Annotated in this window: 12 protein-coding genes and 1 other RNA gene; 6 read left to right on the forward strand and 7 right to left on the reverse strand. The window is 55.3% G+C overall.

The window, feature by feature from the left end:
- Window positions 1–41: 41 nt before the first annotated feature.
- The 5 genes from secA to NP596_RS04930 all read right to left on the reverse strand — a co-directional run bounded on the left by secA (window position 42) and on the right by NP596_RS04930 (window position 6,659).
- A complete protein-coding gene (gene secA / locus NP596_RS04910) occupies window positions 42–2,783 on the reverse strand; it encodes a preprotein translocase subunit SecA (protein WP_256614148.1) in 2,742 nt (913 codons plus the stop codon).
- Window positions 2,784–3,019: 236 nt separating this feature from the next.
- A complete protein-coding gene (sixA, locus tag NP596_RS04915; RefSeq protein WP_256614149.1) occupies window positions 3,020–3,511 on the reverse strand; it encodes a phosphohistidine phosphatase SixA in 492 nt (163 codons plus the stop codon).
- A 90-nt stretch (window positions 3,512–3,601) separates the two neighbouring features.
- Entirely contained in the window at window positions 3,602–4,810 is a 1,209-nt protein-coding gene (gene ubiH, locus NP596_RS04920; protein WP_256614150.1) for a 2-octaprenyl-6-methoxyphenyl hydroxylase, read from the reverse strand.
- Window positions 4,811–6,121: a Xaa-Pro aminopeptidase gene (gene pepP, locus NP596_RS04925; RefSeq protein WP_256614151.1), complete on the reverse strand. Its 1,311-nt coding sequence runs from the start codon at window positions 6,119–6,121 to the stop codon at window positions 4,811–4,813.
- Between the two features lie 13 nt (window positions 6,122–6,134).
- A complete protein-coding gene (locus NP596_RS04930; RefSeq protein WP_256614152.1) occupies window positions 6,135–6,659 on the reverse strand; it encodes a UPF0149 family protein in 525 nt (174 codons plus the stop codon).
- Window positions 6,660–6,768: 109 nt separating this feature from the next.
- On the opposite strand from NP596_RS04930, the gene NP596_RS04935 reads away from it, so the two are divergent.
- From NP596_RS04935 to NP596_RS04960, 6 genes are all read left to right on the forward strand, one after another.
- Window positions 6,769–6,996, forward strand: a complete 228-nt coding sequence (locus tag NP596_RS04935) for a TIGR02449 family protein (RefSeq protein ID WP_256614153.1) — start codon at window positions 6,769–6,771, stop codon at window positions 6,994–6,996.
- A complete protein-coding gene (locus NP596_RS04940) occupies window positions 6,993–7,286 on the forward strand; it encodes a cell division protein ZapA (RefSeq protein WP_256614154.1) in 294 nt (97 codons plus the stop codon). Before NP596_RS04935 ends, NP596_RS04940 begins: the two co-directional genes overlap by 4 nt.
- A gap of 21 nt (window positions 7,287–7,307) precedes the next feature.
- A non-coding RNA gene (gene ssrS / locus NP596_RS04945) (6S RNA) lies at window positions 7,308–7,487 on the forward strand.
- A 254-nt stretch (window positions 7,488–7,741) separates the two neighbouring features.
- Entirely contained in the window at window positions 7,742–8,176 is a 435-nt protein-coding gene (locus NP596_RS04950; protein WP_256614156.1) for a hypothetical protein, read from the forward strand.
- Window positions 8,177–8,237: 61 nt separating this feature from the next.
- Window positions 8,238–9,347, forward strand: a complete 1,110-nt coding sequence (gene tgt, locus NP596_RS04955; RefSeq protein WP_256614157.1) for a tRNA guanosine(34) transglycosylase Tgt — start codon at window positions 8,238–8,240, stop codon at window positions 9,345–9,347.
- 22 nt (window positions 9,348–9,369) lie between these two features.
- Window positions 9,370–10,119 carry a Fic family protein gene (locus tag NP596_RS04960; protein ID WP_256614158.1) on the forward strand — a complete coding sequence of 250 codons (750 nt, stop codon included), beginning with the start codon at window positions 9,370–9,372 and terminating at the stop codon, window positions 10,117–10,119.
- 36 nt (window positions 10,120–10,155) lie between these two features.
- Here the strand turns inward: NP596_RS04960 and NP596_RS04965 are convergent, their stop codons facing one another.
- The gene (locus NP596_RS04965) at window positions 10,156–11,205 is read right to left on the reverse strand and encodes a type I glyceraldehyde-3-phosphate dehydrogenase (RefSeq protein ID WP_256614159.1); all 1,050 of its coding nucleotides are present in this window, start codon (window positions 11,203–11,205) and stop codon (window positions 10,156–10,158) included.
- Window positions 11,206–11,438: 233 nt separating this feature from the next.
- Window positions 11,439–12,659 carry an aspartate kinase gene (locus NP596_RS04970; RefSeq protein WP_256614160.1) on the reverse strand — a complete coding sequence of 407 codons (1,221 nt, stop codon included), beginning with the start codon at window positions 12,657–12,659 and terminating at the stop codon, window positions 11,439–11,441.
- Between the last annotated feature and the right edge of the window lie 50 nt (window positions 12,660–12,709).

The raw sequence follows: 12,709 nt of genomic DNA on the forward strand, positions 1-12,709 counted from the left end.
GCATTGGCGCACGTTTGCCTGCCGTAAATCGAATCGCTTGGCTAGCTCAATTTACCGTGGCAATGTTTAAATTTCTTGCCTGAACCACATGGGCAAGGGTCGTTGCGCCCGACTTTTTGCGATTCCCGTACAAACGGGTGTTCAGCACTATCGGCGTCCTCTGCCGGCGGAAGTTGTTCCGGCTCCGGCGCGAAAGCGGAATGCGCCTCGGCATGCTCGTAATGCATTTCCACCGGTGCCTGCCGCTGTTCGTCGATAGCCTGCACATCCTCTTCCCGGGTGACCTGAACCTTGGCCAGAATCGTCACCACTTCCACCTTGATGTGGCTCAACAGGTTATTGAACATTTCAAACGCTTCGCGCTTGTATTCCTGCTTGGGATCTTTTTGGCCGTAGCCGCGTAAATGAATGCCTTGGCGCAATTGATCCATGGCCGCCAGATGTTCCTTCCAACTGTTGTCCAGCACTTGCAGCATCACGGATTTTTCGAAATGCCTGATCACGTCCGGCCCGATGGAAGCCGCCTTGGCTTCGCTTTCCTGCTCGGCTTTTTCGACGATCAGCTGGCGCAACTTAGGTTCGTTCAAATTGCGGTCGGCGTCCAGCATCCGCGCGATCGGCATGGCCATATTCAAATCTTGCTGCAGATAGGCCTCCAGACCGGCGATGTCCCACTGCTCCTCCATGGTTTTCGGCGGAATGAACTGGGTGATGGCGTCATTAATGACATCGGAGCGGATGGCGGAGATGATGTCGGAAATGTCTTCCGCCGCCATCAATTCGTTACGCTGGGCATACACCACTTTACGCTGGTCGTTGGCCACGTCGTCGTAGGCCAGGATTTCCTTACGAATATCGAAGTTGCGGCCTTCAACCTTACGCTGGGCGCTTTCGATGGAACGCGTCACCCAAGGATGCTCAATGGCCTCGCCTTCCTGCATGCCCAGTTTTTGCATCAAACCGGCCACCCGGTCGGAGGCGAAAATCCGCATCAGATCGTCTTCCAAGGACAGGTAAAACCGCGAGGAACCCGGGTCGCCCTGCCGGCCGGAACGGCCGCGCAGCTGGTTGTCGATACGGCGCGACTCGTGCCTCTCGGAACCGATCACATGCAAACCGCCGGCGGCGATGACTTTTTCGTGCCTGTCCAGCCAGGCCCCGCGCACTTGCTCTTTTTCGGCATCGCCGGCGTCCTCGCCCAGCGCGGCCAATTCGGCGCTCAAATTACCGCCCAACACGATATCGGTACCCCGTCCGGCCATATTGGTGGCAATGGTCACCGCGCCCGGCATGCCGGCGTTTTCCACGATATGCGCTTCGCGCTCGTGCTGTTTGGCATTCAATACTTCATGCGGAATGTTTTGCTGGGCCAATAAACTGGAAATCAATTCCGATTTTTCGATGGAGGTGGTACCCACCAACACCGGCTGCCCGCGTTTGTGGCAATCCTTGATGTCTTCGATGACGGCGTTGTATTTTTCCCGCGCCGACAGATAGACCAAATCGCCCATATCCTTGCGTATCATCGGCCGGTGGGTAGGGATCACCACTACTTCCAGGCCATAGATTTTGTTCAACTCGAAGGCTTCGGTATCGGCGGTACCGGTCATACCCGACAGTTTTTGGTACAAACGGAAATAGTTTTGGAAGGTGATGGAGGCCAGAGTCTGGTTCTCGTTTTGAATGGTCACGCCTTCCTTGGCTTCGATCGCCTGGTGCAGGCCTTCCGACCAACGCCGCCCGGTCATCATCCGGCCGGTGAATTCGTCGACGATAATAATTTGGTCGTTTCTGACCACGTAATCGACATCTTTCTGAAACAGCACATGCCCGCGCAAAGACGCATTCAGATAATGCATCAGGCGGATATTGGCGGGGTCGTACAGCGTGGAACCTTCCTCGATCAAGCCGTGCTCGACCAATAAATGTTCGACCTTTTCGTAACCGGCTTCGGTCAAATGCACCTGGCGGGATTTTTCGTCGACGAAATAATCGCCCGGCATTTGATCCTGCTGTTCCGGATCGTCGGCTTTTTGCTGCCGGGTCAGGTGCGGAATCACCTGATTGGTTTTCAGATAAATATCGGTGCTGCCGTCGGCTTGGCCGGAGATGATCAGCGGCGTTCTGGCTTCGTCGATCAGAATCGAGTCCACCTCGTCGACGATACCGAAAAACAGCTCGCGCTGTACTTTCTGCTCCAGGCTGAAAGCCATGTTGTCGCGCAGATAATCGAAACCGAATTCGTTATTGGTGCCGTAGGTAATGTCCGCGGCATAGGCGGCCTTGCGTTGGTCGTGGTCCAGATCGCTGACGATGACGCCGGTGGTCAAACCCAGAAAACCGTACAGTTTGCCCATGGTCTCGGCGTCGCGTCGGGCCAGATAATCGTTTACGGTGACGACATGCACGCCCTTGCCCGGCAATGCATTCAGATAAGCCGCCAGGGTCGCCATCAGGGTTTTACCCTCGCCGGTTTTCATTTCGGCGATTTTGCCGTTATGCAGCACCATGCCGCCAATCAGCTGTACATCGAAGTGGCGCAGGCCGAACACACGGGTGGAAGCTTCGCGCACCAGCGCAAACGCTTCGGGTATCAGATTGTCGAGTTTTTCGTCTGCCGCCAATCGGTCGCGAAACTCTTGCGTTTTGGCTTGTAAGGCCGCGTCGGAGAGTTTTTCATATTCAGCCGCCAAGGCATTGACTTTTTTGACTAGCTTGCGTTTTTTCTTGATCAGCCTGTCGTTGCGGCTACCAATTACCAATTTAACCAGCTTACCCAGCATGATACTTCCAGTGTGTGATTGAATTCAAAGCTAGCGATTATAAACCCTATCCCGCTCCCGCCGCCAGAAAACAACCGAACCAATCGGAACAGCGGCAATTAATCGGGACGAAATCCGGCAAAAATCCGGGCTGCCTGTCCGCAATGCGATTTTCCGGTCAAGCAACATGGCCGGCAACTGTTGGGGCGAGCCGACTAATCCGGCGCCACGCTTAAAGAACAAACCCGCAAACAGGCTTACTTCACGGACATTAACGCGCAAGGTATGCTCCATAGCAACTGCCCCGCCGCCGACTTGGAAAAGTCCGCCTGGACGCGGGTCAATGACGCCTTTTTAATCAGGATACTGTCGTCGTCGGCATCGATCAGCCGGGCGACCAAGCCGGACATGGCCGGTTCATGGCCCACCAGCCAAACATCGTTTACGCCGGCAGCCGCCAATATCTTCAGTTCGGCAATGATTGCGTGCGGATCGGCGCCCAAACTCAGCCAATCGACAACTTCAATGGCCGGGCAGTCCGGCAAATGCGTGTGCAATAATTTGGCGGTCTGCTGCGCGCGCCTAAGCGGACTACTGTAAAGCATGGCTGGAAGCAACGCATGCTTTCGGCAAAATTCGGCGACCCGCACCACCTGATCCTTGCCTTTTTTAACCAGGGCCCGCTCGGCATCCGCCATGGGATCGGCGTGGGGTTCGGCCGTGGCGTGCCGCAAACAGGTGATGAGCATGAAACCTCCTTATCTAACGATCATGAAGACGCTTTCGCCACCCCGCATGAGAAGTGCCGGGTGACCGGAGTGCGAAAAAAGCCGGCTAATTCAGTTGTTCTCAAGCCTGGGCAGGGGCTTTGCCAACCCCATGGCGTGTCTGGCCAACAGTTTTTTGGCGAGCGGCAAATGGTCCAAAAATGCCAGCCCGGTATTGCGCAACGCAGCAACCGGCAGCCAATCGTTGGAAAAGATCCGCACTACGTTATCGGTAAAGCTTATGGTTTTACCATGATCGGCCACACGTTGCCGGGCGTAAGCGCTCAATAATTCCGCCGAGCCGATATCGCCTTGATTTTGCCGCTGGTTGAGCAGCCTTTCCGCCAGTTCGACCACATCGCGCATACCCAGATTAAAACCCTGCCCGGCCACCGGATGCAATTGATGCACGGCATTGCCGACGATCACGGCCCGTCCGGACACCATAGTCCCGGCCCGAATCAGGCTGAGAGGAAAAGCCCGCCGCGGCGCCGCCAGTTTCAATTCACCCAAGCGATAACCGAAACAGGCCTGCAATTCCGCCATAAACTCGGCCTCGCCGCCCGCCATCAACGCTTCAGCCTGCTCGTGCCCGCGCGTCCAGACCACCGACAATTGCCTGCCGGCAACCGGCAGCAAGGCCAATGGGCCCTGCTCGGTAAACCGCTCGTACGCGGTATTTAAATGCGGCAAGCCGGCGCGCACCGTGGTAACCAGTGCCGTTTGGCCGTATTCGGTAACTTGCTGCGGAATGTCCAATAATTTGCGCACCGTCGACTGGCCGCCATCGGCGCCAACCAACAATTGCGCGCTTAGATTCAGCGACTGGTTGTGCTGCTTAAGACTGACATTCACCGCATCGCGGCCCGACATCACGCCCGCCACCCGGGTTTCGTATAAGCAGGTCACCGCTATTTGTTCAACCAGATTGGCCAGATGTTCTTCTATATCCCTGGCGGCAATCACGTAACCCAATGCATCCACGCCCTGCTCCGCGGCCGACAAACGGGTTTTGCCGAAATGACCGCGATCGGAGATATGAATATTTTTGATGGCCGTGGCTTTCTCGGCCACGCCTTCCCAGGCCCCCAAGGCATCCAATAATTGCACGGTGCCGGCCGCTAGGGCCAAGGCCCGGTCGCCGGCCGGCGAATCCCTTAATTGCCGGCGGCTGGCGGCCTCGACGACGGCAAGACTAAGGCCGCTGTTTTTTAACGCCAGCGCCAGACAATTACCGGCCAGACCGGCGCCAACGATTATCAGGTCGTAGTGATGCTGCATTTAGCCACCCTGCATCAAGGCTTCGATAGCCGCGATACTTTTCGGCACGCCATGGGTAAGGATTTCATGGCCGTCCTTGGTCACCAGCACATCATCCTCGATGCGAATCCCAATACCGCGCCATTGCTTGTCCACGCTGTCGCAATCGGCCGGCACATACAGCCCCGGCTCCACGGTCAATACCATGCCAGGCTCCAGCAAGCGCCAGTCGTCCTTGATTTTATAATCCCCCACATCGTGCACATCCATGCCCAACCAGTGGCCGATGCGATGCATATAAAACTGTTTGTATTTCTCGTCCTTAATGAGTTTTTTGACCCGTCCCTTCAACAAGCCCAATTCCACCAAACCTTTGGTGAGCACATCCACCGAGGCTTCATGAGCTTTATTCCAGGCAATGCCTGGCCGAATCCGTTCCAGCGCGGCGGCCTGGGCATCCAACACCAATTGGTACAGCAGCCTTTGCGGCTCGCTGAATTTGCCGGATACCGGAAAGGTGCGGGTGATGTCGGCGGCGTAATGGTCGCATTCCACGCCGGCGTCAATCAACAGCAAATCGCCTTTTTGCAGCTTGTCTTTATTTTCGATGTAATGCAGCACGCAAGCGTTCTTGCCGCCGGCGACGATGGACGGATAAGCCACCGCCCGCAAGCCGTCCTGAATGAATTCGTGTATCAGTTCGGCTTCGACTTGATATTCGTACAGACCCGGTTTACAGGCTTGCATGGCCCGCACATGGGCGCGGGCGGACACGTCGGCGGCGCGGCGCATTAATTTGAGTTCTTCCGGACTTTTAAACAGCCGCATTTCATGCAACACATGCTCCAGCGACACCAATTCCCCCGGCGCCGTCACGCCGCTGCGCGATTGTTTGCGGATGTTATTGATCCAGTCCAGCAGCTTGTGATCCAGTTCGCTATCCTTGCCCATTGGGTAAAAAACTTTGCCTTTGTTCTCCAGCATGCCCGGCAAGATATCGTCCAGATCGTCGATCGGAAACGAGTCGTCGGCCTCGTAATGCTTGGTAGCGCCTTCCAAGCCGGCATGCGCGCCTTCCCACAACGCCTTGGTCTGGTCGAATTCGCGGCAGAACAGCACATATTCGCCCTGTTCGCGGCCCGGAATGAACACCGCCAACGATTCGGCTTCGTTGAAGCCGGTCAAATAATAAAAATCGCTATCCTGCCGGTAAGGGTAATGCACGTCGCGGTTGCGGGTTTGGTGCGGGGCGCTGGCAATAATGGCGATATTGCCCTTGCCGATCTGTTTCATCAGCGCGGCGCGGCGTTTTTTAAACTCGGCTTGTTTCATTCGGGCATCCCTATCAATGCATGTTTGTATTTTTGTATTCGGCAAACTGATCACGCACGATCAATACCGCAGCGCGAACGTATTCGTGAATTTCCATCAGCGCGGCTTCATCCTCTTCACCCGCCACATCGCTATCGATTTTGGTCAGCTCGATCAAATCCCGCATCACTTCGGCGCTATCGCCGGGCCAATCCGCATCGGTATGCGCGTATCCGACGCCGAATAAAAATCCCAGGCACCATACTCGCAGGGCTTCCACCTGCTCGCTTAGCGCCTCTTCCTCATCCGGCAGCAGTAAATCGAAATTGAATTCTCCGTTTTCCGGATCGAGCAATGCCCGGCTGCGCTCGAATAAATCCGCCAACAGGGTTTTATCTTCATCGAACAAACCGTTTTGATCGGTAATCAACTCATGCAACCAATTGGCCGCATCAGACTTCAACTCGACGCATAACATCCCTACCGCCATGCCATGGGCTTCGGCGGCCCCCATGTCGGCATCGTATTTTTCCAAAACTGCATTGACGGCCTGATACATGATTTTTCCTGACTTTCCTACTGTGTTAAAGCTGTTTAAAACTGGCACTTATGCTAACATTGTTCGCCATTTTGAATGATTTTAATGTCGTATCGGCCAACACTTTACTATGTCTCAATCGGAAAAAGACCCTTATACGGAATTGGCATCGCTGGAAGCGAAACTGGATACGCTGATTGCGCAATTCAATCTGATGAAAAGCGAAAACAAATCGCTAAAAGTCAAACAAGACGCCTTGGTGAAAGAAAAAGCCAAACTGTTGGAAAAAACCACGCTGGCCAAGGCCCGCGTCGAAGCCATGATTGCCCGCCTGAAAGCAATGGAACACGATTCATGAGCAAAACCATGCAAGCGGTATCGCTGAATATTCTCGGCAAGGAATACAAAATCGCCTGCGCCAAGGAGGAACAGGCCGGCTTGATCCTGACCGCGCAGGAATTGGACAGGCAAATGCGCAAAATCCGCGACACCGGCAAGGTCGCCGGGGCCGACCGGATTGCGGTATTGGCCGCATTGAACCTAGCCCACGATGCGGTTACCGGCAAAAGCGCATCCGGCGATAGCGATTTTTGTGACCGCATAATCGATTTACGCCAAAAAATAGAAAAGGTTTTAGAAAATTCCTAAACCTGTTTAAAATAGCAAGCCTATCTCCTGCAGCGTTCGAGCAATGCTGGGTGTTTCCTGAACCTGTTTTTACCCCGGAAACTTTTTGCCATTCATGGTGCGCATGCCTGTTTATTCAGGAAGCCTGATTGACTGGATTTGGTTTCCACTTGAACCTCCGGTTCAAGGACGAAAGCATGAGACGGCGCAGGCGGGAGATCTCGTTTATCTCTTTTCCCCCGTAAGACCCATATCCCCGCGCATGCCATGCCGGGCGTTTAATCCCGCCGATTATCCCCCACTCCTTTACAACAGCGGTTTTTCTTTTCGTCCCGGCGGTTATAATGCGCGGCTAATTTTTCAATTACCTCTTCGCTCCGCGGCGCAACCCTGACATTATGAAGTTATTGCTGAAGTATCTTTCCAGCTGTTGGTTTCTAAATAACCCGGCCGATTTGGTCCCGCCCGGATCCTTCATGTGGAAAAACGTGTCGTTTTATATTATCTCCGGCTGCATCGTCGAAGGCCTGATTTCAGACCCGGCCGACGGCACACTGGAAGTGCTGGGCCGGTTTATCATGGCCTTCAGCTCCATAGCCGTCCTGCTGTTATTCGAAAAAAAATGGCATTACTTCAACCAGCTATACACCTCCATTTTCGTTTGCGAAAACTTCATCATGACCTTGGCGGTGGGCGCGGAGATGCTGGATTTATGGATGACGATGCAACACATCGAAACGCGCGAGGAAATCAATATTGCCGCCGCGACAATTTTGGTGGTGTGGTATATCGCCATCGTCAGCTATATTTTCAGACAATTTTTCAACTACCGCACCAGCGTCAGCGTCATTTTCGCCTTCAGTTATTTTGTGCTGACCTACGGCGTTCCCATGCTGTTGATGGACATCTAAACGCCGCTGGCCCGACTCTCGCCCCGTCCGGATAACACCGGGCTTTTATGTTTTATAAGCTATGGAATTCACTCTCAAAACCACCGACGGCCAGGCCCGCCGCGGCCAACTGGCCTTCAACCGCGGCGTGGTGGAAACCCCTATTTTCATGCCGGTCGGCACCTATGGCGCGGTCAAATCGCTGACGCCGGAAGATCTACTGGGACTGGGCGCGCAAATCATCCTCGGCAACACCTTTCATTTAATGCTGCGCCCCGGCATGGAGGTCATGAAGGCCCATGGCGACCTGCACGATTTCATGCGCTGGCAAAAACCCATTCTGACGGATTCCGGCGGCTTTCAAGTTTTCAGCCTGGGCGCCCTGCGCAAGATCAGCGAACAAGGCGTGACCTTTAAATCGCCGATCAACGGCAGCAAGATTTTCATGGGCCCGGAAGAATCCATGCAGGTACAGCGCGACTTGGGCTCCGACATCGTGATGATTTTCGACGAATGCACGCCCTACCCGGCCACCTACCAGCAAGCCGCCGACTCGATGCGGCTGTCGCTACGCTGGGCGGAACGCAGTAAACGCGCTCACGAAGGCAACCCTTCGGCGCTATTCGGCATCGTGCAAGGCGGCATGTATCCGGAACTGCGCCGCGAGTCGGTTAACGGCCTGACTAACATCGGCTTCGACGGTTACGCCATAGGCGGCCTGTCGGTCGGCGAGCCCAAGCATGAAATGCTGGCCACGCTGGACGCCATCATGCCGGACATGCCGGGCGACAAGCCCCGTTATTTAATGGGCGTAGGCACCCCGGAAGATTTAGTGGAAGCCGTGCGCCGCGGCGTGGACATGTTCGACTGCGTGATGCCGACCCGTAACGCCCGCAACGGCCATTTGTTCACCCGTTACGGCGTCATCAAAATTCGCAACAACCAATACCAGTTCGATACCCGGCCGCTGGACGAAACTTGCGGTTGCTACACCTGCCGCAACTATTCGCGCTCGTATTTGAAGCATCTGGACAAATGCAAGGAAATGCTGGGCTCGCGCCTCAACACCATCCACAACCTGCATTATTATCTGGAACTGATGCAAGGCATCCGCGATGCGATAGCCGAGCAGCGCTTCGACGAATTTGTACGGGAATTTTACGAACTGCGCGGCGTGACGCCGCCGGGTTAACGCCGCTTTAGGAGACTTGCCGATGGCCATTACCGATAGTCTGGATTTGTTGCTTGCCGAAATCGACCTGCTTAAGGCGGAACTGCAATTGCAAGCGCCCGAAATCGACCGGGTTTTACAGCAAAATCTGGACATTGCCTACACCCATGACAGCACTGCCTTGGAAGGCGGCAGCCTGACTTTACCGGAAACCGACATGGTGATCAGAAACGGCCTGATGCTGCCCGGCAAACCGATGGCGGAAAATCTGACGGTATTGAACCATTATCAAGCCATGCAATTCGTCCGCGAACAAGCCGCCGAACAAAATTTGCTGTCGACCGGCGCGCTGCAAAAACTGCATATCATGCTATCCCGCGGCCTGCAACATCAAACCGGCGGTGCTTACCGCAACCAGCCGGCCAAGCTGATCAACGATCAAATGGCGCCGCCGGCCGACCAAATACCGCAACTGCTGGAGGAACACCTGCATTGGCTGAACCTGGAAGGCCCATTTCTGCACCCGCTGCTGTTCGCCGCCGAAGCGCATTTCCGGCTGTTATCGCTGCAGCCTTTTCAAAACAATAACGGCCTCTGCGCGCGCCTGCTGATGAATCTGATTTTCTTGGGCGAAGACTATCCCGTACTCAATATCGCCGCCCATCGGACGGTTCGGAGCGACTACATCGCTGCATTCAATGCCGGGCAAACCGGCAAACCGCTGGCATGGCAACTGTTTATCGCCAAACAGGCCCTGCTTAACGGCCAAGATTTACTGCGCCGGCTGCAATAGCAATCGCCCGTCGATGTCGAAAGCCATACCGCCGCATTACCCCCGGCGGCTTTCCAGCACGCCCAAAACATCCAATACCCGGCGGCAATAAGCATGTTCGTTATCGTGCATTAGCGCCACGCCGAGCTGGCGCCGGTTGCTAAGGGTCAAATGTTCCATCAACACGATGGCCGAGTAAGGCGTTTCCTGATAATCGATACTGGCTTTCTGGTGGCCCCAAGCGCCGTATTCGCAATGCAGAATACCCGCCAGCGTACCGTTGGCATAGCTGTTGAATAATTCCGACACTTCCTCCAGCTCAGTATCTCGCGACAGATTGGCGGTAAAATCGATCACCGACACAATAGCGGTCGGCACCCGATAGGACAAGGAATCCAGCTTGCCGTCCAATTCCGGCAGCACCAGCGCGGTGGATTTGCCGACATTGGTCGGCGTCGGCACAATCGACACCGCGCAGGCGCGGCCCAATTGCGAGGAAGGATGATAGCCGTCCAGGACTTTTTGGTCGGATAGCGCCGGATGGATAGTAATGATACGAGCGTAATCGACGCCGAAATGTTTGTCGAGAATGTAGCACAAAGGCACCATCGCATTGCCGGTGCAGGTGCTGGCGGAAATCACATCGTGCAAGGCCGGATCGTAACTCTGATGGTTAACCCCGAACACGACGCTGATGTCGCCCCCCGTTACATTCCAGGTGCACAGAATTTTTTTGGCGACTTTTTGCCGAATCAGGGCCCGAAAGTCGGCAATCGACGCGGTGCCGGTGGCGTCGAACAATACGTCCAAATCGAATTCCCTGAGCGGGGCAAAACTGTCGCTCTCGGGCGGACTGCGGCGGCGATCGACGCGTTGGTAACGCACTCTGTTGCCGCCCAAAATCAGATCGCTACCCTCGTAATCCACCGTAAACGGCGGCCGCCCGTAGGTGCTGTCGTGAGCGATCAGATAGGCGACATGATCGATGGGCATCACGTCGCACACCACCCGGATATCGTATTTCCCGCCCGGCGCCTGGGCGAAGTTGTTCCGCAGCACCCCGCCGCCTATCCTGCCCAACCCGACTATCCCCACCCGCAGGCTCATGACCGGTTACCCTTTGCGGCGGCAGGCAAGCGCTGCAAACAAGGCGAAAAAAACAAGGGGTGCGGCGTCGATGAGGGTTGCTTTATGGTCATGGCGAATTTGTTATTGTTATTGACGGCAATTTTTATAAAAGCGAAATCAAACTAGGGCAATAACCGCTTCAAGTCAAGCGCCGGGTTAGGCACAGCCGTAACCCGACTTACGAGAACTTATTCCTCAGCGCGCAGACAGGCTTATTCCCGGTCCAGGCCAAAGGCTTTATGCAAGGCGCGCACGGCCAGTTCAAGATATTTTTCGTCCACCACCACGGAAATTTTGATCTCGGAGGTGGAAATCATCTGAATATTGATGCCTTCATCGGCCAGGGTTTTGAACATGGTACTGGCGATACCGGCATGCGAGCGCATGCCGACACCGACGATGGAGACCTTGACAATGCTGTTGTCGCCGATCACCGTGGTATTGCCGCCCAATTCGTTACGCAAACCTTCCAGCACGTTTTTGGCGCGGGCAAAATCGTTGCGGTTGACGGTAAAGGTAAAGTCGGTAGTGCCGTGGGCGGAAATGTTCTGCACGATCATATCCACTTCGATATTTTCGGCGGCGACCGGCCCCAGAATTTTCGACGCCACGCCCGGCAGATCAGGCACGCCGGTCAAAGTCAGCTTGGCTTCGTCCCGGTTAAACGCGATGCCTGAAATTAACGCTCTTTCCATTTCTGATTCCTCGTAGGTAATAAGGGTGCCGTTGCCTTCCATAAACGAAGACAATACGCGCAATTTGACGTTGTATTTGCCGGCGAACTCGACCGAGCGGATTTGCAATACCTTGGAACCCAGGCTGGCCATTTCCAGCATTTCCTCGAAGGTGATGCGATCCAGGCGGCGGGCTTTGGGCACCACGCGCGGGTCGGTGGTATACACGCCGTCGACATCCGTATAGATATGGCATTCGTCGGCCTTTAAAGCCGCCGCCAGCGCCACGCCGGTGGTATCCGAGCCGCCGCGGCCCAAGGTCGTGATATTGCCGTGCTCGTCCACGCCTTGAAAACCGGCGACAACCACCACCCGGCCGGCATCCAGATCGGCACGCATCTTAGCTTCGTCGATCTCGCGTATCCGGGCTTTGGTATGGGCGCTGTCGGTCAGAATGCGCACCTGCGCGCCGGTATAAGAACGCGCCTCGCAACCCAAATTGTGCAAGGCCATAGCCAACAAGGCGATGGTGACCTGCTCGCCGGTGGATAGCAGCACATCCAGCTCGCGATCGGTCGGCTGCATTTGCATTTCCTTGGCCAGCGCCACCAGGCGATTGGTTTCCCCGCTCATCGCCGACACCACCACCACGATCCGATCGCCCGCGTCGCGGGCTTTTTTGACTTTCTCGGCCACCGCTTTAATGCGTTCGACCGTGCCGACGGAGGTACCGCCGAATTTATAGATGTACAATGCCATGCTCTTTTAGACCTTCTCGGCTCTTAGGCTTTAATAAATGTGTCGCTATC

Origin of the sequence: Methylomonas rivi (assembly GCF_024505165.1) — a bacterium.
Taxonomy (GTDB): Bacteria; Pseudomonadota; Gammaproteobacteria; order Methylococcales; family Methylomonadaceae; genus Methylomonas; species Methylomonas rivi.